We start from the raw sequence: 22,252 nt of genomic DNA, 5'->3' as shown, positions 1-22,252 counted from the left end.
CGCCTGGTGTCAAGCTTTCTCAGCATCTTTCCCGTCATCCGGATGGCGATGCAGGCAGGTGGGTGAACATGCGACTCTCGCGGCCACCACCCGAGGCTGAGCTGTATCCCCCGAAAGGCGACATCCCCGTGAGCACCCACCACAGAACCCGCTTGCTGGCCGCGGCCTTCGCCGCCCTGACCTTGGCCGGCGGGATCGCGGGGTGTTCACGCGCGGACAACGGCGCGGCACCGTCGGAGCAGAAGAGCCAGGGCGCCGCGGGCGAGGTGCGCGTCGGGTACTTCCCGAACGTGACGCACGCACCCGCGCTGATCGGCGTCAAGAACGGCTTCTTCGCCAAGGAACTCGGCTCGACGAAGCTCACCACGCAGACGTTCAACGCCGGCCCCGAAGAGGTCAACGCGCTGCTCGGCAACTCGCTCGACATCGCCTTCATCGGCTCCGGGCCGGCGATCAACGCCTTCACCAAGTCCAAGGGCGCGATCCAGCTCGTCTCCGGCGCGGTCAGCGGCGGCGCGCAGCTGGTGGTGAAGCCCGAGATCACCACGCCCGAGCAGCTCACCGGCAAGAACATCGCGACGCCGTCGCTGGCGAACACCCAGGACGTCGCGCTCAAGAAGTTCATCGCCGAAAAGAAGCTGCCGGACGTCAAGATCACCAACCTCGACAACCCGAAGACGTTCGACGCCTTCAAGAAGGGTGAACTCGACGGCGGCTGGCTGCCGGAGCCGTGGTCCTCGCGGCTCGTGCTGGACGCGGGCGCGAAGGTCCTGCTGGACGAGAAGACCCTGTGGCCGGAAGGCAAGTTCCCGACCACGGTCGTGATCGTGCGCAGCGAGTTCCTTCAGCAGCACCCGGAGACCGTCACCGCCATCCTCAAGGGTGAACTCGCCGCTATCGACTGGGCGAAGACCAACCCCGCCGAGGCGAAGAAGGTGGTCAACGGAGAACTGAAGGCGCTCGCGGGCAGCACACTGAGCGAGGCGGTCCTCGACCGCGCCTTCTCCGGCATCGACCTCGGTATCGATCCGGTGGCGTCGACCTTCACCCAGCTCGCGCAGGACTCGGTGACCGCGGGCGTGGTGAAGTCCGCGGTGGACCTCAAGGGGTTCGCCGATTTCGGCCCGCTCAACGCCGTGCTCAAAGAGCAGGGCAAGCCCGGCGTGAACGCGCCCGGGCTGACGAAGTGACCGGAGGGGATCAGCGATGACGACCACCTTGGAGCCCGGCCTGTCCACCGGTGTCGCCGTGCGGCTCGACGGGGTCCGGAAGGTGTTCGGGCCGACCGGCCGCGCCGTCGTGGCCCTCGACGGGATGGATCTGACGGTCGCCCCCGGCGAGTTCGTCTGTCTGCTCGGTGCCTCCGGCTGTGGCAAGAGCACCCTGCTGAACCTGGTCGCGGGCCTCGACAGGCCGACGTCGGGCTCGATCACGCTCGAGACCTCCCGGCCCGCGGTCATGTTCCAGGAGGCCGCGCTGATGCCGTGGCTGACCGCGGCCCGCAACGTCGAACTGCCGCTGCGCCTCGCCGGGTTCAGCCGGACCGAGCGCCGCGAGAAGGCCGCCGAACTGCTCGAACTCGTCCGCCTCGGCGGCGCGGGCGACAAGCGGCCGCACGAGCTGTCCGGCGGGATGCGGCAGCGCGTCGCGCTCGCCAGGGCGCTGGCCGCGACCCTGCGCGTCGGCGGTGACCCGGAGCAGTCGCTGCTGCTGATGGACGAGCCGTTCGCCGCGCTCGACGCCATCACCCGCGACGTCCTCCAGGGCGAACTGCTGCGCGTCTACCGCAGCACCGGCACCTCGGTGCTGTTCGTGACCCACGACGTCCGCGAGGCCGTCCGGCTCGGCCAGCGGGTCGTGCTGCTCTCGTCGCGGCCGGGCCGGGTCGTGCGGGAATGGCGCGACGTCCAGGCCTCCGACGCCGAAGAGCTGACCTTGGAGATCACCGGTCATCTCCGGGAGGTGATCAGTACCCATGCCGCGGCTTGACGGCCCCGACACAGCGGCGGACGAGGCCGTCGGCGCGGGGCTCGACTCGCTCGACACCCCCACCGGGGAAAACCGGGAAAGCCGGGGGAAGCGGTTCCTGCGCGGCTTCGTGCCGCCGGTGGTCTTCCTGGTCCTGCTGGTCGCGCTGTGGCAGGCCCTGTGGGCCGCCGCGTTCTGGCCGGAGGCGATGCTGCCTTCGCCGCTGGCGGTGTGGGACGAACTCGTCGGCATCACGACCACCGGCGAGATCTTCGAGTTCGTCTGGACGTCGGTGCACCGGGCCGCGCTGGGCTTCCTGATCGGCGTGGTCATCGGGACCCCGCTCGGCCTGCTGGTGGCGAAGGTCCGGCTCGTCCGCTCGGCGGTCGGGCCGTTCCTGACCGGGCTGCAGAGCCTCCCGTCGGTGGCGTGGGTGCCGGCGGCGATCCTGTGGTTCGGGCTGAACGACGCCTCGATCTACTTCGTCGTCCTGCTGGGTTCGGTCCCGTCGATCGCGAACGGCCTCGTCTCGGGCATCGACCAGATCCCGCCGATCCTGCCGAGGGTCGGCCAGGTGATGGGTGCGAACCGGCTTTCGTCGGCGCGGCACATCCTGCTGCCCGCGGCGTTGCCCGGCTTCCTGGCCGGGCTCAAACAGGGCTGGGCGTTCTCGTGGCGTTCGCTGATGGCCGCCGAGCTGATCGCGCTGTCCCCGGCGCTCGGCAAGGGGCTCGGCGCGTACCTGAACGAAGGTTCGTCGTTCAACAGCATGGAAGGCGTGATCTCGGCGATCTTCCTGATCCTGCTGGTCGGCGTCGGTATCGAGCTGCTGGTGTTCCGGCCGCTGGAACGCTCGGTCCTGCGTGCCCGCGGTCTCACCGCGTCCCTTTAGGACTCAAGGCGGGCAGCCTTGCCACTCACGAGTCCCGGCGTTCCTCTTCCGGAGGTGGCCTACCTACGGCACCGTAAGTTACGGTGTCGTAGGTAGCGTTTCCCGTACCTGGAAGGACGAAACGCATGGCGGTCCCCGAAAGCACCCGGCTGATGCTCGAACTCGAAGGAACGGTCGAGGAGAACCTCAACCGCCATCTCGGGGTCGCCAAGGAATGGATGCCGCACGAGTACGTGCCGTGGGACGAGGGCCGGAACTTCGCCGACCTCGGCGGGGAGGCGTGGGATCCCGAGCAGTCGCGGGTGTCGCCGATCGCGCGGACCTCGCTGGAGGTCAACCTCCTCACCGAGGACAACCTGCCGAGCTACCACCGCGAGATCGAGCGCGCCTTCGGCCGCGACGGCGCGTGGGGCACTTGGGTGCACCGTTGGACCGCCGAAGAAGGCCGTCACGGCATCTGCATCCGCGACTACCTGCTGGTGACGCGCGCGGTGGACCCGGTCGAGCTGGAGCGGGCGCGGATGCAGACCATGCAGGCCGGGTACGACAGTGGCGACAAGGCGTTGCTGAACGTCTTCGCGTACGTGTCGTTCCAGGAGCTCGCGACGCGGATTTCGCACCGTAACACCGGGAAGTACACGCAGGATCCGATGTGCGAGAAGCTGCTCTCCCGGGTGGCGATGGACGAGAACCTGCACATGCTCTTCTACCGGAACCTGGTGCAGGCGTCGTTGGAGCTTTCCCCCGACGCGATGATGCGCGCCATCACCGACGAGGTCGTCCAGTTCCAGATGCCGGGCGCGGTGATCCCGAGTTTCGTGCGGAAGGCCGCGCTGATCGCGAAGGCGGGCATCTACGACCTGCGGATCCACCACGACGAGGTGATCTGGCCGTTGCTGCGGCAGTGGAAGATCTTCGAGCTGGAAGGGCTCGGCGAGGAGGGGGAGAAGGCGCGGGACGAACTCGACCAGTTCCTGAAGGCCCTCGAAACCCAGGCGTCACGCTTCGAGGAGCGTCGTGCGGCCGCTGAAGCCCGCACCGCCGCCCGACGCGCGTGATCAAAGCCGGAACTCGCGTGATTGAAGCCGGAACTCGCGTGATCAGAGGCGGAACTCGCGTGATTGAAGCCGGAACTTCGTGATCCGGCTCCAGACACGCGAGTTCCGGCTCCGGACACGCGTGATCCGCCGGGGATCACGCGTGTCCGGAGAGAACTAGCGAGAGCGGCGCGAGCCGGCGCGGGTTCCCGAGGAGAACGCGGCGGCACCGCCACGGCGGGCCGGAGCCCCACCGGACTGGTTCCGCGAGGACTGCGACTTCGAGGCACCGGCGGAAGCGCCACCCCGACGAGGCTGGGACTCGGAGGCGCTGTGGCGCCCCTGACGAGCCTGGCCGCCCTTGGGTGCGCCTTCGCGACGTCCGGTGGTCTCGGCCGCACGACGGCCCTGACCGGCGGAGGCGCCGCCACGGCGGTCGCCTTCGGTCCGCGGCTGACGCGAACGGCCCTCGGAAGAGCCACCACGGCCCCGGCCGCCACCGGAAGCACCCCGGCCACCGGCGGACGGGCCACGGCCGCGACCGGTCCTGGTGCCCCGGTTGACGGGACGCTCTTCTTCCTCGCCCTTGCCGCGGATGGCCTCGCCACTGGCGGTGACCTTCTTCGGGCGCGTGTCCACGATCGGCCGCCGCGGCGACGCGGTGAACGAACGCTCACCGGGCGCCAGCTCCGACAGCAGCGGGTGGCCGGGGCCGAGCTGGGTCGTGGTCGGCTTGATGCCCGCCTTGCGGGTGAGGTCGCGGACGTCCCTGACCTGCTCGTCGGTCATCAGCGTGACGACGGTGCCGGAAGCGCCGGCGCGCGCCGTGCGGCCGGAGCGGTGCAGGTACGCCTTGTGCTCGACCGGCGGGTCGGCGTGGATGACCAGCGTGACGTCGTCGACGTGGATGCCACGGGCGGCGATGTCGGTCGCGACCAGCGTCTTCGCCGCGCCGGAGGCGAACGCCTCCAGGTTGCGCGTCCGTGCGGTCTGGCCGAGGTTGCCGTGCAGTTCGACAGCCGGCACGCCGGAGGCCATGAGCTTGCGCGTCAGCTGCTTGGCGCGGTGCTTCGTCCTGGTGAACACCAGCGTGCGGCCCGGCGCGGCGGTGAGGTCGATCAGCACCGGCAGCCGGTGGGTCTCCTCCAGGTGCAGCACATGGTGCTTCATGGTCGAGACCGGCGACTGGGCCGAGTCGACGCTGTGCGTGACCGGGTCGTGCATGAAGCGCTTGACCAGCACGTCGACGCCCGCGTCGAGGGTCGCGGAGAACAGCAGCCGCTGCCCGCGCTCCGGGGTCTCGCCCATGATGCGCCGGACGTCGGGCAGGAAGCCGAGGTCGGCCATGTGGTCGGCCTCGTCCAGCACGGTGATCTCGACGTGGTCGAGCTTCGCCTCACCCGAGCGCATGTGGTCGGCGAGCCTGCCGGGGCAGGCGACGACGATGTCGACGCCGTCACGCAGCCGGGTGATCTGCGGGTTGGGGCTGACGCCGCCGAAGATGGTGGTGACCTTGAGGCCGAGCGGCTTGGCCAGCGGCAGGAACGACGCCTCGATCTGGGTGGCCAGCTCGCGGGTCGGCGCCAGGACCAGCGCGCGCGGGCGGCCAGAGCGGCGCCGGGTCGGGCCGTCGGCCAGCCGGGCGAGGACGGGCAGCACGAAGCCGTAGGTCTTGCCGGAGCCGGTGCGGCCGCGGCCGAGGACGTCCCGGCCTGCCAGCGAATGCGGCAGCGTGGCGGCCTGGATCGGGAACGGGCTGGTGACGCCCTGTTCGGCGAGCGCGTCGACGAGGGTCTTGGGCAGGCCGAGTTCGGTGAAAGTAGGTGTGCTCATAAGCGTATGGACGCGGGTGCGCCCTGGTATCTCCGTAAGGATAGAAAGGGTTGTCCTGCCCGGCGCAGACCTCGGGGGCCGCGGCGCGTGGTCTTCGACAACGAAACGCGGCCCGAGGCAGAACTGAGCGGACCGCAAGACCAGTGTACCCGGGCCGTGATCTCCCGGGCTACGTGATTTCCCCCGCACGCGGATCGCACCCGCCGACGAAGCGGACGGCCGATGTTCGTCGGTTCCCACGATTCGCCTGCCCGTGCCACGGTGAAACGCTGGCCTGACCGGACGAAAGGGGACACGGGTGTCGAACGTTCAGGAGCTGCAAGGGGTGCTCGACGAGGAGGCTCGCGGGGCGGGCGTCCCCGGAGCCGTGGTGGGGGTGACGCACCGGGGCGCGGAGTCGGTGTTCGCCACCGGCGTGTCCAGTGTGGACACCGGGCTTCCGGTCGATCCCGGCACGCTGTTCATGATCGGCTCCACCAGCAAGACCTTCGCCGCGGCCGCCGTGCTGGCCCTGGTCGAAGACGGTGCGCTGAACCTGGACGAGCCGGTCGCCGTCCATCTCCCGGATCTCCCGCTGGCGGATCCGGTGGCGCGGGAGACGGTGACCCTGCGTCATCTGCTCACGCACTCCGCCGGCTTCCTCGGCGACGTCGACTTCGCCACCGGATGGGGTGATGACGCGCTGGCGCTGGCGATCGGGCGGTTCGGCGAACTGCCGCAGAACTTCGCGCCCGGCGAGGTGTTCTCCTACTGCAACGCCGGGTTCCAGCTGGCCGGACGGGTCGTCGAGGTGGTGTCGGGCGAGCCCTTCGAGGACGTGGTCCGCACCCGGCTGCTCGAACCGCTCGGCATGACCGACTCGTACTACCTGCCGTGGGAGGTGCTCACCCGCCGTCACGCCGTCGGTCACGTGGTGCGCGATGGCGAACCCGCTGTGGAGCACACCGTGGGCCTGACCAGGGCGGACAGCGCGAGCGGGGGCCTGTGGTCCACGGCGGGCGACCAGCTGAAGTGGGCCCGGTTCTTCCTGACCGGCGAGGCCGAGGGCAAGCCGCCGATCAGCGCCGCCACCCGTGACCTCCTGCGCGCGCCGCAGCGCAAGGCCGCGCTGCGGTTCGAGGAGGTCGGGCTGAGCTGGCTGCACACGACCCACGGCGCGGCGCGGCTGGTCCGGCACGGCGGCAACGTGAGCAACCTGCAGCTTTCGGAGTTCGTGACCCTGCCCGAGGAGGACTTCGCCGTCACGGTGCTGACCAACAGCGCGGGCGGGGCGGCACTGGGCGCGAAGGTCGTCGACTGGTGCCTGGGAAACCTGGTCGGGCTGCCTCCGCTCGCGACCCCGGCGCCGTCGCCCCAGCCGGACCTCGCCGAGTACCTCGGGCGCTACCAGACCGGTGACCTGGCGTTCCTGGTCACCGACCGGGACGGTGCCCTGTGGGCTCAGCTGGTCGCCGAGATCGAAGACTTCCCGTCGCCGCCGCCGTTCGAAGCCGTCTTCCTGGGCGGGGACGCGATCGCCCCGGCCGCCGACACCCGCAAACCCACCGCCCGCTTCCTGCGCGACGAGCGTGGACGGGTGACTTCGGTCGAGTTCGGTGGCCGGACGGCGAAGCGGCACGCTACGGTTACCGAGTAGTAACTTCGGCTGACCAGGAGTGACCATGAGCGAAAAGGCGACCGCGTTGTTGCTGAACCCGGGTGGGTACGACCCACGGCAGTTCGACCCGGAGACGCGTCGCCTGCTGCGTGCCACCATCGAGTGGTTCGAACAGCGTGGCAAGCGCAAGCTCGTCGAGGACTACCACGAGCAGACCTTCTACGCGGACTTCATCGAGTTCGCGGGCAAGGAAGGCCTGTTCTCCACGTTCCTCACTCCCGGCGCGAACGCCGAGGGGAATCCCGACAAGCGCTGGGATACCGCGCGGGTCGCGGCCCTGTCGGAAATCCTCGGCTTCTACGGGCTCAATTATTGGTATCCCTGGCAGGTCACCATCCTCGGTCTCGGCCCGGTGTGGCAGAGCGCGAACGAGGCCGCCCGCAAACGCGCGGCGGACTCGCTCGCGGCCGGTGGCGTCGCCGCGTTCGGACTGTCCGAAAAGGAGCACGGCGCCGACATCTACTCGTCGGACCTCGTGCTCACCCCGGACGGTGCGGGCGGCTACCGCGCGAACGGGTCGAAGTACTACATCGGCAACGGCAACTGCGCGCGGACCGTGTCGGTGTTCGGCCGCATCGACGGTGTCGAGGGCCCGGATCAGTACGTGTTCTTCTACGCGGACTCCGAGCACCCGAACTACCGCGTGGTGAAGAACGTCGTGCCGTCGCAGATGTACGTCGCCGAGTTCGAGCTCGACGACTACCCGGTGTCCGAAGAGGACATCCTGCACGTCGGCGCCGAGGCGTTCTCGGCGGCGCTGAACACGGTCAACATCGGCAAGTTCAACCTGTGCTTCGGCGGCATCGGGATGTCGACGCACTCGCTGTACGAGGCGATCACCCACGCGCACAACCGGGTGCTGTACGGCAAGAAGGTCACCGATTTCCCGCACGTGCGCCGGGGATTCGTCGAGGCGTACGCGCGGCTCGTCGCGATGAAGCTGTTCTCCGACCGCGCCGTGGACTACTTCCGCAGCGCGGGCCCGGAAGACCGCCGGTACCTGCTGTTCAACCCGATCACCAAGATGAAGGTGACCACCGAGGCGCAGAAGGTCATCGGCCTGGTCGCGGATGTGGTGGCGGCCAAGGGTTTCGAGGCCGACACCTACCTCGCGATGTCGAAGAACGACATCGACGGCCTGCCGAAGCTGGAAGGCACGGTGGCGGTGAACCTCGCGCTGATCGCGAAGTTCGTACCCGCGTACCTGTTCGCGCCGCAGGCCTACGAGCCCGTGCCGACGCGCTCCGACGCGGCCGACGACGAGTTCCTGTTCCGCCAGGGCCCCGCGCGCGGGCTGTCCAAGGTGCGGTTCCACGACTGGCGTGAGGCCTACGCCAAGGCGTCCGCGATCCCGAACGTCGCGCGGTTCACCGAACAGGCCGAGGCGCTGGTGAAGCTGTTCACCGACGCGGCCCCGGACGAGGCGCAGCAGCAGGACCTCGACTTCGGGCTCGCGCTGACCGAGCTGTTCACGCTGGTCGTCTACGGGCAGCTGGTGCTGGAGCAGGCGGAGATCACCGGGATCGAGACCGAGGTCGTCGACCAGATCTTCGGGACGCTGGTGCAGGACTTCAGCGTCGCCGCGATCGATCTGCACGGGAAGTCTTCGTCGACCGAGGCGCAGCAGTCGCTCGCGCTGGCGTCGATCCGGAAGCCGGTCGTGGACGCGGCCCGCTTCGACCACGTGTGGTCGCTCGTCCGGGACCTCTCCGGCGCCTACGCGATGAACCCGTAGTCCAAGTACATGAAGGCCCCCATCCTTGCGCCTAGGTACAGGATGGGGGCCTTCATGTACTTCTGAGACCTACTTGCCGAAGCCGGCCTTCCGGAGCGCGTCCGCCATGGCGCCGCCGCCACCGGAGTTCCCGCCCCGGTCCCGGCCGCCGCCACCGCGGTTGCCGCCGCCCTGACCGCCCTGACCGCCTTGACGCTGCCCGCCCTGACGCTGGCCACCGCCGCCCTGACCGCGGTCACGACCGCCGCCACCGCCGCCCTGCTCGCGGGCGGGCTTGCCGGGCTCGTCGTCCAGGCGCAGCGTCAGCGAGATCCGCTTGCGCGGCACGTCGACCTCCAGCACCTTCACCTTGACGATGTCGCCGGGCTTCACGACCTCACGCGGGTCCTTGACGAAGTTCTTCGACAGCGCCGAGACGTGCGCGAGCCCGTCCTGGTGCACGCCGACGTCGATGAACGCGCCGAACGCGGCCACGTTCGTCACGACGCCTTCCAGTCGCATCCCCGGCTTGAGGTCGCCGATCTTCTCGACACCGTCGGCGAAGGTCGCGGTCTTGAACGCCGGACGCGGGTCGCGGCCCGGCTTGTCGAGTTCGGCGAGGATGTCGGTCACCGTGGGGAGACCGAAGGTGTCGTCGACGAACTCGGACGGCTTCAGCGCCTGCAGCGTCCGCGAGTTGCCGATCAGCGCGCGGAGGTCGGTCCCGGTCGAGGACAGGATCCGCCGCACCACCGGATAGGCCTCCGGGTGCACCGAGGACGAGTCGAGCGGGTCGTCGCCGTCCGGGATCCGCAGGAAGCCCGCGCACTGCTCGAAGGCCTTGGGGCCGAGCCGCGCGACCTCCTTGAGCCCGGTCCGCGTCTTGAACGGCCCGTTCTCGTCGCGGTGCGTCACGATGTTCTCCGCCAGGCTCGTGGTGATGCCCGAGACGCGGGTCAGCAGCGGCGCCGACGCGGTGTTGACGTCCACGCCGACCGCGTTCACACAGTCTTCGACCACCGCGTCGAGCGAACGCGACAGCGAGATCTCGGACAGGTCGTGCTGGTACTGCCCGACACCGATCGACTTCGGGTCGATCTTCACCAGTTCGGCCAGCGGGTCCTGCAGCCGACGCGCGATGGAGACCGCGCCACGCAGCGACACGTCCATGCCCGGCAGTTCCTGCGACGCGAACGCCGACGCCGAGTAGACCGAAGCGCCCGCTTCGGAGACGACGGCCTTGGTCAGCTTCAGTTCCGGGTGCTTCTTGATCAGCTCGCCGGCGAGCTTGTCGGTCTCGCGTGACGCGGTGCCGTTGCCGATCGAGATCAGGTCCACCTTGTGCCGTAAGCACAGCGCGGCCAGTTCGGCGATCGACTGGTCCCACTTGTTCGAGGGCTGGTGCGGGTAGATCACGTGGGTGCCGACGACCTTGCCGGTCGCGTCGACCACGGCGACCTTGACACCGGTGCGGAAACCCGGGTCGAGGCCCATCGTGGCGCGGGTGCCCGCCGGGGCGGCGAGCAGCAGGTCGCGCAGGTTCGCGGCGAACACGCGGACGGCGTCGTCCTCGGCCGACTGGCGCAGCCGCATCCGCAGGTCGATGCCCAGGTGCAGCAGGATCTTCGTGCGCCACGCCCAGCGGACGGTGTCGCCGAGCCACTTGTCGCCCGCGCGGCCCTCGTTCTTGATGCCGAACTTGTGCGCGATCCGCGTCTCGTAGTCGGTCGGCCCGGTCTTCGGCTCGTCGGACGGTTCCTCGGACTCCATCGTGAGGTCGAGGATCTCTTCCTTCTCGCCGCGAAGCATCGCGAGGATCCGGTGCGAGGGGAGTTTGGTGTAGGGCTCGGAGAACTCGAAGTAGTCGGAGAACTTCGCGCCCTCGTCGGCCTTGCCGTCGCGGACCTTGGCGGCGAGGCGGCCCTGCGACCACATCTTCTCGCGGAGCTCGCCGATGAGGTCGGCGTCCTCGGCGAAGCGTTCGACGAGGATCGCGCGGGCACCGTCCAGCGCGGCCTGCGCGTCCGCGACACCCTTGTCGGCGTCGACGAACACCGCGGCGGCGGCGTGCGGATCGGTGTTCGGGTCGCCCATGAGCCCGTCGGCGAGCGGCTCCAGACCGGCCTCACGGGCGATCATCGCCTTCGTCCGCCGCTTGGGCTTGTACGGCAGGTAGATGTCCTCGAGGCGGGACTTGGTGTCCGCCGCCATGATCGAGGCTTCGAGCGCCTCGTCCAGCTTGCCCTGGCCGCGGATCGACTCCAGCACCGCGACCCGGCGCTCGTTGAGTTCCCGCAGGTAGCGGAGGCGTTCTTCGAGCGTGCGGAGCTGGGCGTCGTCCAGCATCCCGGTGACCTCTTTGCGGTACCGGGCGATGAACGGCACGGTCGATCCGCCGTCCAGCAGGTCGACGGCCGCTTTGACCTGCCCTTCGCGCACACCGAGTTCTTCGGCGATCTTTTGCTCGACTGTCTGCAGGTCCTGCACGCTCACTCCCACGCTCCTGAATCCGCCCTCGGGTGCTCTCGGACCCTGCATTCTGCCGCTTCGGCCGAGCCGACTTTCGTATGGCCTCCTCTAACCGAAACCTTGACAGTTGGATTGGTCTGTACCATTTTGATGTGGCCGACGTCACCTGTTCGTGGAGGCCAGCTGTGAAAGTCAAGCCGAAACACGCGTTCCTCGCCCTGCTGTCGTCACTGGCCGTGTGCCTGGGGGTGACTTTCGCGGTCTCGGGCAGTGCCTCGGCCGCCAACATCCTGACCAACCCGGGCTTCGAACTCGGGACCACGAGCGGCTGGACCTGCTCCGGAACGTCCTCGGTGGTCAGCACGCCGGTCCATTCGGGCACCCGCGCGCTCAGCGCCACTCCCGCCGGGCAGGACAACGCCCGCTGCTCGCAGAGCGTGCCGGTCAAGGCCAACACCGCGTACACACTGTCGGCCTGGGTGCAGGGCAGCTACACCTACCTGGGGGTCACCGGTACCGGAACGGGTGACAAGAACACCTGGACCCCGGGCACCGGCAGTTGGTCGCAGCTCACGCTGAGCTTCACCACCGGCGCGTCCACCACCAGCGTCGAGATCTACCTGCACGGCTGGTACGGCCAGCCCGCGTACTTCGCCGACGACGTCAACCTCGACGGCCCCGGCGGCTCGCCGACCACGACGCCGACGACCACCACGTCGTCGCCCACCACCAGCATCTCGCCGACCACGTCGAACCCACCGACGACCACGACGACCAACCCGAACCCCGGTGACTTGCCGAAGCACTTGATCACCGGCTACTGGCAGAACTTCTACAACGGCGCGAAGGCGCTCAAGCTCGCTGACGTCCCGACGAAGTACAACATCATCGCGGTGTCCTTCGCCGACGCGACGACCACGCCGGGCGCGGTCACCTTCACCCTCGACTCGGGTCTGTCGAGCCAGCTCGGCGGCTACACCGACGCGCAGTTCAAGGCCGACATCAAGACGGCGCAGGCGCGCGGGCAGAAGGTCATCCTGTCCGTCGGCGGCGAGAAGGGCACGATCCGCGTCGACTCCTCGGCCGCGGCGACGAACTTCTCCAACAGCATGAAGTCGCTCATCGCGTCCTACGGCTTCGACGGCGTCGACATCGACCTGGAGAACGGCGTCAACTCGACCTACATGGCGCAGGCGCTGCGGGCCATCCACGCCGGTGGCGGCACGGTCATCACCATGGCCCCGCAGACGATCGACATGCAGAGCACCGGTGCCGAGTACTTCAAGCTGGCGCTGAACGTCAAGGACATCCTGACGATCGTCAACATGCAGTACTACAACAGCGGTTCGATGCTCGGCTGCGACCAGAAGGTGTACTCGCAGGGCACCGTCGACTTCCTCACCGGGCTGGCCTGCCTCCAGCTGCAGGGCGGCCTGCGGGCCGACCAGGTCGGTCTCGGCCTGCCCGCCTCCGGTTCGGCCGCGGGCGGTGGCTACCAGTCGCCCGGCAACACGGTCAACGCGCTGAACTGCCTGGCGAAGGGCACGAACTGCGGTTCGTTCAAGCCGTCGACGACGTACCCGACGATCCGGGGCGCGATGACCTGGTCGATCAACTGGGACGCCTCGCAGGGCTACTCGTGGTCGAACACGGTGAGCGCGGGACTGGCAGGCCTCCCGTGATGATCCGCCGCTAGACCGGGGCGGGTGCCGGCGTCGCGCGGGCGACGGCACCCGCCCTTTCCATGTCAGAGCGGGGTGAGGGGGAGGCGCAGGGCCGCAGGCGCCTCCGGAGGCACGACGGGCTTGAGCGGAGCGACAGCCGAGAGCCGCCGGTAGGGGGAGCCGAGCGGCGGCCGCGGGTCGGACTCACCCTTGTTCGGCCACAACGACATCGCGCGTTCCGCCTGCGCGGTGATGGTCAGCGACGGGTTCACCCCGAGGTTCGCCGAGATCGCCGAGCCGTCGGCGATGTGCAGCCCCGGATGACCGTGCACCCGCTGATACGGGTCGACGACGCCGGTCTCGGCGCTGTCGCCGATCGCGCAGCCGCCGATGAAGTGGCCGGTGATCGGGATGTTCGCCAGATCCGTCCACGCGCCTTGGGCCAGTCCGCCGATCTTGTCCGCCACCCGCCGGGTGACCTCGTGCCCGGCCGGGATCCACTCGGGGTTCGGGTCGCCGATGCCCTGTTTCGTGGTCATCCGGCGGCCGAAGAGCCCGCGTTTCGTGTACGTGGTCACGGAATTGTTCAGCGTCTGCATCACCAGCAGCCCGACCATCCGTTCCGACCACCGTCGCGGGTTGTGCAGCCGCACCAGGTCCCGCCGGTTCCGCCACAGCTCGCGCAGGCCCAGCGCCCACCGGCGTTTGCCCGGCTCGGCGTCGACGAGCACCGTCGTCAGCAGGCCCATGAAGTTGCTGCCCTTGCCGTACCGCACCGGCTCGACATGCGTCACGGCGTCGGGATGGATCGACGACGTGATCGCGACGCCGCGGGTGAAGTCCGTGTCCTTTCGCAGTGACCGCGCGGCCAGTACGGCCTCGGAGTTCGTCCTGGCGAGCAGCCCCAGGCGCGGCGACAGCTCCGGCAAGGTGCCGGAATCCTTCAACGAATGCAGAAGCCGTTGCGTGCCCAGGGAAGCGGCGGCGAACACGACCTGCTCGGCGGTGAAGGTCCTGCGAGCCCATCGTCCTGTTCGGACAGTGTCGACAGCGTATCCGCCGTCGATCGGCCGGACCGACACCGCGGTGGTCAGCGGATGGACCTCCGTACCCGCTTTTTCCGCCAGGTAAAGGTAATTCTTGACGGTCGTGTTCTTCGCGCCGACCCGGCAGCCGGTCATGCATTCGCCGCAGTGCGTACACGGCTTCCGCTTCGGGCCTTCGCCGCCGAAGAACGGGTCGACGTCACGCTTGCCGAAGTAGACGCCGACAGGAGTCGGCCGGTAGGTGTGCGCGATGCCCATGTCCTCGGCGACGTCGCGCAGCACCTTGTCCGCCGGGGTGACCAGCGGGTTCTCCGTCACGCCCAGCATCCGTTTCGCCTGGTCGTAATGCGGGGCGAGCTCGGATTTCCAGTCGGTGATGTGCGCCCACTGCGGGTCTTCGTAGAAGGTGTCCGGGGGTTCGTAGAGCGTGTTCGCGTAGACGAGCGAACCGCCGCCGACGCCCGCGCCGCTCAGCACGAAGGTGTTCTTCAGCAACGTCAGCCGCTGGATGCCGTAGCAGCCCAGTTTCGGGGCCCACAGGTACTTCCGCAGCCGCCATGAGGTCTTCGCGAACTCGTCGTCGGCGAACCGGCGGCCGGTCTCCAGCACGCCGACGCGGTACCCCTTCTCGGTGAGCCGCAACGCTGTCACGCTGCCGCCGAAACCGGAACCGATCACCAGCACGTCGTAGTTCATCGCGGTCCCGCCGTCCGGTAGTCGCCGAGGTCGAGCGTCTTCGTCCGGCGGTCGTATTCGGTCACCAGACCCGGCCAGTTCGTGCTCACACGGCCGTTCTCCTGGCGGTACCAGCTGACGCAGGTCGTCCAGACACTGCGGCCGAGCCGTCGCTGGACCTCCTCGTCGTACCGCTGCTCGACCTCCGGGACGACGTCCATATAGGACACTTCGGGGCGGCTCAGGTGTTCGACGGCCTGGCGGATGTAGCGGGCCTGCCGTTCGATCATGTAGATGATGGAGCCCGCGCCGAGGTTCGTGTTGGGCCCGTAGACGCAGAACAGGTTCGGGAATCCCGGCACGGTCATGCCGAGGTACGCCCGCGCGCCGCCCTTCCACGCGTCGGACAGCGCCCGGCCGCCGAGACCCTCCACCTTGAGCTCGCCGAGGAAGTCGGTCGCCGCGAACCCGGTTCCGTAGACGATGACGTCGGCCTCGTGCTCGACACCGTCCTCGGTGAGCACCCCGGACGGCGTGATCGCGCTGATGTGCCGGGTCTCCACGGCGACGTTGTGCTGCGCGAGCGCGGGCAGGTATTCGTTGGTGAACAGGATCCGCTTGCAGCCCAGCGGGTAGTCCGGGGTGAGTTTCTCGCGCAGCGCCCGGTCCTTGATGTGACGGCGGCGCAGCTGGGCCGTGCGCAGCTCGAAGACCTTGGCCAGGAAAGGATGTTTGGTCATCGCGTAGGTCGCGTACTCGGCGAGGAGGAAGATCCGGAGCCTTCCGAGCAGTTGCGTGGCCGGGAGGTGCCGGAACAGCCGCTGCTGCCAGCGCCGGTAGCGGGTGTCCCGTTTGGCCATGATGTACGGCGCGGTGCGCTGGAACACCGTCAGCTCGCCCGCCTGGCGCTGGACCTCGGGCACGAACTGGATCGCGCTCGCGCCGGTGCCGATCACCGCGACCTTCTTGCCGCGCAGGTCGACGTCGTGGTCCCAGCGCGCGGAGTGGAAACTGGGGCCCTCGAAGGTGTCCTGGCCGGGGATGTCCGGCTGGACCGGCCGCGAAAGCTGCCCGACGGCGGGGACGAAGACGGTTGCTTCGAACGTCTCGCCGTCCGCGGTCTCGACCCGCCAGAGCCCTCGGTCCTCGTCGAAGGAAGCACTGGTCACGCGGGTTCCGAACCGGATGTGCGGTTCGAGCCCGTAACGGCGCACCACGCGTTTGAGGTAGGAGTGGATGTCGGGTTGCAGCGAGAACCGCTTCGGCCAGTCGGGATTGGGCTCGTAGGAGAACGAGTACAGCGGCGACGGGATGTCGCAGCCCGCGCCCGGATAGGTGTTCTCCCGCCAGACGCCGCCCGGCTCGTCCGCGCTCTCCAGGATGGTGAACTCGTCGAATCCGGCGCGTTTGAGCTCGATCGCCGTCCCGACCCCGCCGAAGCCCGTTCCCACGATCAGCACGCTCGTCTTGCCCATGCCGATCGAAGCTACGCAGCCCTCACCCCGCTAGGAAGTACACGACCGGCCACTCAATCGAGATTTCCGGCCACGAGCTCCACCGAGTGGCTCTCCGAGTTGGGGTGCGCCCAGGTCAGGAGGCGGTGGGCGGAGCTTTCCAGAGCGTCCAGGTCGCGTTTCGGGACGCGTTCGAACGGCGTGATCACCACCGAAGCGGCCTTCTTCACCACCTTGATCTCCCAGAAGCCCTTCACGGACCCGTCGACCAGGATGGTGCCCTTGACCAGGCCGTTCTGCGTGATGACGACCTTGCGGTGCTCGTCGCTGATCACGCGGGTGCGGTCGGCGTAGGAGAGGACGGTCTGATCGAACGGACCCAGCAGCCGCGCCGGCGCGGGCGTGTCCGGATCGGGGCGAGAGGCTTCGGGCAGGTCGAAGAGCTCGCGGCCGTTCTCGTCACGGAACGTCCGCAGCTCCGGCCGCAGCCGCTCGGCGACGTCGCCGAGCTTCGTGATCCCGGCCCACGCCTGCGCGTCCCGCACGCTGGCGGGCCCGAAAGCGGCCAGATAGCGACGGAACATCCGCTCCGGTGACGGCGACTCGTCCGGTTCGGCGCCGAGCCAGTCCCCGGTGGTCTGATACGTCGGCTGTCCCGACTTGCCCCAGACCCCGCGCGGCGGGATCTGCACCAGCGGCAGCAGCGCCCGCGCGACGTGCACCAGCGACGACGGCGCCGTGCCCTCCCAGTGCTTGGCGAGTTCCGCGCCGAGTCCGGCGGAGGAAAGCGGCCGCTCGCCGAGCAGTTTGCGGGCGGTGCGGGCGATCTCCTGGTGGTCGAGGCCCTTGATGTCGGGGCCGAACTGGGTGTTGCCGAGCATCGAGCGGTCGTAGAGCGGCTGCACGATCGGCCGCCACGCCAGCGCGTCCGACGGTGTCACCAGGTGCACCGTGCCGCGCATGAGCGCGATCCGTACGACACTCTTGTCCAGCAGCAGGCTCGCCAGGTCTTCCTGGCGGAAGCCGTGCAGCCGCGTCCACAGCGCGAAGTACGGCGGGTTCGGCGCCTGCGCCTGCAACCCGGCGAGATGCTCGACCGCTTCGAGCGCGGTCATCTTCGAACGCCGGAGCAGCAGTTGCCGGTCCAGCATGGCGCGGTTCAGCGCGCGCCTGCTCAACGTGTCGGACATGCCGCTCACCCTAAACGGGATCAAGGACAGTTACGGTCCTCAATGCGCCGATAGTCGCGGGGGGATCCATAATCCCGGCCATGGAACTACCGCCGCCGGTGATCCGGGACTGGGACTACCCGCGCGGCACGGCGAGCATCGTGCTCATGGCCCGCTTCGCCGCCGAGAACGGCATCGCGGGACTGGAGCCCTACGAACACGCCCCTGTCGACGGCCAGGTCGACGCGCGCCAGGAGCTCGCGGTGGTCCGGAGCCTGGTCCGCGGCCTCGGCGGCGGGGACGACGTCGCGCTGCGGCTGAGCCGGCGGTATCGCGTCAGCGCGTTCGGCATCTTCGGCTTCGCGTGCATCAGCAGCCCGACGCTGGGGGACGCGATGCGCTTCGCCCTGCGCTACCTGGACCTGAGCTTCACCTTCTGCATCCCGCACGTGACCGTCGAGGCCGGGCGGCTCGCACTGGCCATGGACGACAGCCGCGTGCCGGACGACGTCGCCCGCTTCCTGCTGCTGCGCGACCTCGGGGCCATCCACACCGTCATGCGCGACATCCTGCCGGAGATCTCCCTGCGGTCCTTGGCCTTCCGGCACGACAAACCCTCCACTGTGGACGAATACGTGCGGACCTTCGGGCTGGCGCCGTCGTTCTCCGCGCCGTCGCACGTCGCCACCCTGGACCCGCTCTTCCTCGACAAGCCGTTGCCGCAGGCCAACGATCAGACCGTCGCGGTCTGCGCCGCGCAATGCGATCTGCTGGTCTCACGGAAACGCGAGCGGTCCGGGATCGCCCAGCAGGTCCGGGAGCGGCTGGTGCGGCTCGGCGGGGTCGACGCGGGGATGGAGGAGGTCGCGCGGCGGCTCGCGCTCAGCCCGCGCACGCTGCGACGACGGCTGTTCGAGGCCGGGACCGGCTACCGCGCACTGCTGGACGAGGTCCGCCAAGCACTGGCGGAAGAGATGCTGGACACCGGCGCGCTCAGCGTGGAGGACGTCGCGCTGCGGCTGGGCTACGCCGAGGCGTCGAGTTTCATCTACGCCTTCAAGCGCTGGAAGGGGATGACGCCGGCGGCCTATGCCCGGCGGAACGCGTTGCGAGCACGGCCGGGTAGGTGACGCGCAGCAGATGCAGGATCGAATCGGTGAGGAAGACCCGCAGCTCGTCCCGGCCGAGCGTGCCGCGGACCAGCCACTCGCGTGACGCGGCACGCAGCATCCCGCCGTACGAACGGATCATCGCGCGGAGCTCTTCGCGACCCTCGGTGACGTCGCTCATCAACGCGGCCGCGAGCACCCTGTCGGCGGCGATCTCGTCACCCTCCAGCATGATCCGCTCGATGTCCGGATCACGGCCGACGGCCTCCGGGCCGATCGCCGTCAGCCACGCCTGCTCGTTGCGTTCGACGACCTCGATCCAGTGCCGGACGCTGATGGCGAGCCGCTCCTCGGCGGTGGTGTCGGGCAGGTTCTCGATCACCGGCGCCGGCACGATCATCATCTGCCGGACGACTTCCAGGTACAGCTCCCGCTTGCCGCCGAAGTAGTGGTTGATCAGCGGCCGCGCCACCCCGGCGGCCTTCGCGATGTCCGAGGTCGAAACCGAGGCGTACGTGCCCGCGCCGAACAGCCGCCGGGCCGCCGCCAGGATCTCGGCGCGCCGGGCGGCCGGCTCGAGGCGGCGCCGCCGGGCTTCCGGATCGGTGCTCATGGGCCGAGCGTAACTGTTTCAGCCCGCCGCCCGCCGTTACTCATTCGGAACGACCCGCTGGTAACCCCTGGGGCCTTCAAGGCGACGTTCGAGGCGGGGGGACCGGGTGTCATGGGTAGGGACGAATGGCCAGTGCTGAACGCGATCCGGTTCGCCGCGTCGGACGGTGGGTCAGTGTCCGGTTGCAGCATCGTGACGTCCGGATGCAAGGTGACATCGCGGACGAACGCGTCTCCTACGCGGGGATAGTGATCACCAATTTCGAGAACGGGACCGAGGTCGGTGAACGCTGGATCCCGCTCGGGGTCGATCCGTCGGAAGCGGACGACGAACAGCTCATCCAGCAGCTGCGCGACGCGCTGATCTGGCAGGCGCGGCGACCGCCCCAGGCCGCGGGGGAGTGACGGAAGGCGGAACACGCGTGACTGGAGGCGGATCTCGCGTGCTTGAAGCCGGAACGGCTCCAGACACGCGAGTTACGGCTTCAATCACGCGAGTTACGGCTCCAATCACGCGAGTTACGGCTGGGTTCCCGCGAGTTACTGCGCCCGCAGGCCCTCGAAGGCGATCTTGCACACCGCGTCCGCCAGTTCCGTGCCCGCCGAACCCCGGCGCGGCCGGTACCACTCGATCAGCGAGTTCACCATGCCGTACAGCAGTCGTGCGGTGACCGCGGGATCGATGTCGGGCCGCACGTCGCCCTCGGTTTCGGCCCGTTTCACCAGGTCCGTGACCAGCCGGTCGAATTCGCGCCGCCGCGCCAGCGCCGCCCGCTCGATCTTGGTGTTGCCGCGCACCCGCAGCAGCAGCGTCACGAACGGCAGCTGCTCGACCAGCACGAGGACACTGCCCCGCACCAGGTGTTCCAGCTTCTCGATCGCCCTGCCCTCGAAGGATTCCGTCTCGGCGGCGATGGCGAACAGGCCGTTCAGCGCGCGGTCGACGGCGAGCCGCAGCAGCTCTTCCTTGCTCGGCACGTGGTGGTAGATCGCGGACTTCGTGATCCCGAGTTTCCGGGAGAGGTCCTCCATGCTGGTGCCGTCGTAGCCGCGTTCGTTGAACAGCTTGACCGCGACCTGCAGCAGCGACTCGAGGTCGTAGCCGGGGCGCCCCCGGCGGGCGGGGGTGGTCAACCGCGGTCCCGTTCGTCGAGTACGCGGCGCATCTTGCCCAGCGACCGTTCCAGCGTGTCCGGATCGACGACCTCGACGCCGACGCTCACCCCGACCCCGTCCTTGACCCCGGCGATCAGCCGGGCGGCGGCTTCGGCGCGTTGCGAGGCACTGGCGTCCGGACGCGCCTCGACGCGGACGGTCAGGTGGTCCATCCGGCCCTTCGTGGACCGGATCAGCTGGAAATGCGGCGCGAGCGCGGGGGTCACCAGCACGACTTCCTCGATCTGCGTGGGGAAGACGTTGACGCCACGCAGGATGATCATGTCATCGCTGCGCCCGGTCACCTTCTCCATCCGCCGGTACGCCGGCCGCGCGGTGCCGGGCAGCAGCCGGGTGAGGTCGCGCGTGCGGTACCGGATGATCGGCAGCGCCTGCTTGGTGAGCGACGTGAACAGCAGCTCGCCCTCGGCGTCGGTCGGCTTTTCGGTGAACGGGTCGATCACCTCGGGGAAGAAGTGGTCCTCCCAGATGTGCAGCCCGTCCTTGGTCTCGACGCATTCCTGCGCGACGCCGGGGCCCATCACCTCGGACAGGCCGTAGATGTCGACGGCGTCGATGCCGACGCGTTCCTCGATCTCCGTGCGCATCTGCTCGGTCCACGGCTCCGCGCCGAAGATGCCGACCTTGAGCGAACTCGCCTGCGGGTCGACGCCCTGGCGTTCGAACTCGTCGAGCAGCGTCAGCATGTACGACGGGGTGACCATGATGATCTCGGGTTTGAAGTCGGTGATGATCTGCACCTGGCGCGCGGTCATGCCGCCCGACGCCGGGATCACCGTGCAGCCCAGCTTCTCCGCGCCGTAGTGCGCGCCGAGGCCGCCGGTGAACAGGCCGTACCCGTAGGCCACGTGGACCTTTTCGCCCGGCCGCCCGCCCGCCGCGCGGATCGAGCGCGCCATCACCGTCGCCCAGATGTCGATGTCTTCGGCGGTGTACCCGACGACGGTCGGCTTCCCGGTGGTCCCGCTGGACGCGTGGATGCGGCTGACCTGCGATTCCGGCACGGCGAACATGCCGAACGGGTAGTTGTCCCGCAGGTCCTGTTTCGTGGTGAAGGGGAACTTCGCCAGGTCTTCCAGCGCCTTGCAGTCGTCCGGGTGAACCCCGGCCTCGTCGAACTTCCTGGTGTAGAACGGCACGTTGTCGTAGGCGTGCCGCAGCGTCCACCGGAGGCGTTTCAGTTGCAGCGCCTGGAGTTCGTCGATGGTCAGGTTCTCGGCGTCGTCGCTGAAAGTCATCGTCATGCCTTCTGGATGGTGCGGCTGCGGCCGCGGAATTCGGCGACGACCTCCGGGCCGTCGGGGGTCTCCCGGTGCACGGTGACGTCGTAGATGCCGTTGCGGCCGTAGCGGGTCCGCTCGGTGGCGGTGGCGATGAGGTGGTCGCCGAGCTTTCCGGCGGCGACGAAGGAGATTTCCGCGCCGGACGCGACGGTCACCGGGCCGTGGCTGTTGCAGGCGCAGGCGAAAGTCGTGTCGGCCAGCAGGAAGACGTAGCCGCCGTGGGCGATGTCGTGCCCGTTGACCATCGTCTCGGTGATCCGCATCGTGGCGACCGCGTGTCCTTCGGCGGCCTCGACCAGCTCGATGCCCAGCGCGTTGGACGCCTGGTCGTCGGCGAACATCGTGTGCGCGGCGTTAGTCAACCCAAACCACCTAGTTACTGACCGAATGGACGGTTGTTAAAGGGTGCCGCCAGTAAAGGCGTGTTTTCGGGCAGATGTCAAGGGTCCACCGCCATCAGGGGGTTTGCAAGTGCCCGGTCACGAGCTACAGTC

Annotated in this window: 18 protein-coding genes; 9 read left to right on the top strand and 9 right to left on the bottom strand. The window is 68.9% G+C overall.

The window, feature by feature from the left end; translation table 11 throughout:
- The first annotated feature begins 128 nt into the window (after nt 1-128).
- The 4 genes from ACZ6YV_RS37995 (at nt 129) to ACZ6YV_RS37980 (ending at nt 3,918) form a co-directional block, all read left to right on the top strand.
- Nucleotides 129-1,190 (top strand): ABC transporter substrate-binding protein, encoded by a 1,062-nt coding sequence (locus tag ACZ6YV_RS37995; protein WP_465514224.1) that lies wholly within the window; start codon nt 129-131, stop codon nt 1,188-1,190.
- Between the two features lie 16 nt (nt 1,191-1,206).
- Nucleotides 1,207-1,989 (top strand): ABC transporter ATP-binding protein, encoded by a 783-nt coding sequence (locus ACZ6YV_RS37990; RefSeq protein ID WP_465514223.1) that lies wholly within the window; start codon nt 1,207-1,209, stop codon nt 1,987-1,989.
- Nucleotides 1,976-2,860 (top strand): ABC transporter permease, encoded by an 885-nt coding sequence (locus ACZ6YV_RS37985; protein ID WP_465514222.1) that lies wholly within the window; start codon nt 1,976-1,978, stop codon nt 2,858-2,860. Before ACZ6YV_RS37990 ends, ACZ6YV_RS37985 begins: the two co-directional genes overlap by 14 nt.
- Before the next feature lie 125 nt (nt 2,861-2,985).
- Entirely contained in the window at nt 2,986-3,918 is a 933-nt protein-coding gene (locus tag ACZ6YV_RS37980; protein ID WP_465514221.1) for an acyl-ACP desaturase, read from the top strand.
- A gap of 156 nt (nt 3,919-4,074) precedes the next feature.
- Here ACZ6YV_RS37980 and ACZ6YV_RS37975 read toward each other — a convergent pair whose 3' ends face one another.
- Nucleotides 4,075-5,730 carry a DEAD/DEAH box helicase gene (locus ACZ6YV_RS37975; protein WP_465514220.1) on the bottom strand — a complete coding sequence of 552 codons (1,656 nt, stop codon included), beginning with the start codon at nt 5,728-5,730 and terminating at the stop codon, nt 4,075-4,077.
- A gap of 298 nt (nt 5,731-6,028) precedes the next feature.
- Here ACZ6YV_RS37975 and ACZ6YV_RS37970 point away from each other — a divergent pair, with 298 nt between their 5' ends.
- Entirely contained in the window at nt 6,029-7,366 is a 1,338-nt protein-coding gene (locus ACZ6YV_RS37970) for a serine hydrolase domain-containing protein (RefSeq protein ID WP_465514219.1), read from the top strand.
- Between the two features lie 25 nt (nt 7,367-7,391).
- Nucleotides 7,392-9,122, top strand: coding sequence for an acyl-CoA dehydrogenase (locus tag ACZ6YV_RS37965; protein ID WP_465514218.1), 1,731 nt, complete (start codon nt 7,392-7,394; stop codon nt 9,120-9,122).
- Between the two features lie 69 nt (nt 9,123-9,191).
- Here ACZ6YV_RS37965 and ACZ6YV_RS37960 read toward each other — a convergent pair whose 3' ends face one another.
- The gene (locus ACZ6YV_RS37960; protein ID WP_465514217.1) at nt 9,192-11,594 is read right to left on the bottom strand and encodes a Tex family protein; all 2,403 of its coding nucleotides are present in this window, start codon (nt 11,592-11,594) and stop codon (nt 9,192-9,194) included.
- Nucleotides 11,595-11,755: 161 nt separating this feature from the next.
- Between ACZ6YV_RS37960 and ACZ6YV_RS37955 the strand changes: the two genes are divergently transcribed.
- Nucleotides 11,756-13,252 carry a chitinase gene (locus tag ACZ6YV_RS37955; protein ID WP_465514216.1) on the top strand — a complete coding sequence of 499 codons (1,497 nt, stop codon included), beginning with the start codon at nt 11,756-11,758 and terminating at the stop codon, nt 13,250-13,252.
- Between the two features lie 65 nt (nt 13,253-13,317).
- On the opposite strand, the gene ACZ6YV_RS37950 is transcribed toward ACZ6YV_RS37955, so the two are convergent.
- The 3 genes from ACZ6YV_RS37950 to ACZ6YV_RS37940 are packed head-to-tail and all read right to left on the bottom strand — an operon-like array spanning nt 13,318 to nt 17,599.
- Nucleotides 13,318-14,976, bottom strand: a complete 1,659-nt coding sequence (locus ACZ6YV_RS37950; RefSeq protein ID WP_465514215.1) for a GMC oxidoreductase — start codon at nt 14,974-14,976, stop codon at nt 13,318-13,320.
- A complete protein-coding gene (locus tag ACZ6YV_RS37945) occupies nt 14,973-16,430 on the bottom strand; it encodes a flavin-containing monooxygenase (RefSeq protein ID WP_465514214.1) in 1,458 nt (485 codons plus the stop codon). Before ACZ6YV_RS37945 ends, ACZ6YV_RS37950 begins: the two co-directional genes overlap by 4 nt.
- Before the next feature lie 53 nt (nt 16,431-16,483).
- Entirely contained in the window at nt 16,484-17,599 is a 1,116-nt protein-coding gene (locus tag ACZ6YV_RS37940) for a winged helix DNA-binding domain-containing protein (protein WP_465514213.1), read from the bottom strand.
- Nucleotides 17,600-17,679: 80 nt separating this feature from the next.
- On the opposite strand from ACZ6YV_RS37940, the gene ACZ6YV_RS37935 reads away from it, so the two are divergent.
- The gene (locus ACZ6YV_RS37935; RefSeq protein ID WP_465514212.1) at nt 17,680-18,708 is read left to right on the top strand and encodes an AraC family transcriptional regulator; all 1,029 of its coding nucleotides are present in this window, start codon (nt 17,680-17,682) and stop codon (nt 18,706-18,708) included.
- On the opposite strand, the gene ACZ6YV_RS37930 is transcribed toward ACZ6YV_RS37935, so the two are convergent.
- Nucleotides 18,635-19,300, bottom strand: a complete 666-nt coding sequence (locus ACZ6YV_RS37930) for a TetR/AcrR family transcriptional regulator (protein WP_378239637.1) — start codon at nt 19,298-19,300, stop codon at nt 18,635-18,637. The genes ACZ6YV_RS37935 and ACZ6YV_RS37930 overlap by 74 nt on opposite strands.
- Nucleotides 19,301-19,425: 125 nt before the next feature.
- Here ACZ6YV_RS37930 and ACZ6YV_RS37925 point away from each other — a divergent pair, with 125 nt between their 5' ends.
- A complete protein-coding gene (locus tag ACZ6YV_RS37925) occupies nt 19,426-19,704 on the top strand; it encodes a hypothetical protein (RefSeq protein WP_465514211.1) in 279 nt (92 codons plus the stop codon).
- Nucleotides 19,705-19,839: 135 nt separating this feature from the next.
- Here ACZ6YV_RS37925 and ACZ6YV_RS37920 read toward each other — a convergent pair whose 3' ends face one another.
- The 3 genes from ACZ6YV_RS37920 to paaI are packed head-to-tail and all read right to left on the bottom strand — an operon-like array spanning nt 19,840 to nt 22,099.
- A complete protein-coding gene (locus ACZ6YV_RS37920) occupies nt 19,840-20,433 on the bottom strand; it encodes a TetR/AcrR family transcriptional regulator (protein ID WP_465514210.1) in 594 nt (197 codons plus the stop codon).
- Nucleotides 20,430-21,719, bottom strand: a complete 1,290-nt coding sequence (gene paaK, locus ACZ6YV_RS37915; protein ID WP_465514209.1) for a phenylacetate--CoA ligase PaaK — start codon at nt 21,717-21,719, stop codon at nt 20,430-20,432. Before paaK ends, ACZ6YV_RS37920 begins: the two co-directional genes overlap by 4 nt.
- Complete coding sequence (gene paaI, locus ACZ6YV_RS37910; protein ID WP_465514286.1) at nt 21,716-22,099, bottom strand: hydroxyphenylacetyl-CoA thioesterase PaaI; 384 nt, start codon at nt 22,097-22,099, stop codon at nt 21,716-21,718. Before paaI ends, paaK begins: the two co-directional genes overlap by 4 nt.
- Nucleotides 22,100-22,252 lie beyond the last annotated feature (153 nt).

The organism is Amycolatopsis sp. NPDC102522, assembly GCF_055584485.1.
The sequence above is the reverse complement of the archived record's forward strand: the minus strand, read 5'-3'. Positions and strand labels throughout refer to the sequence as shown.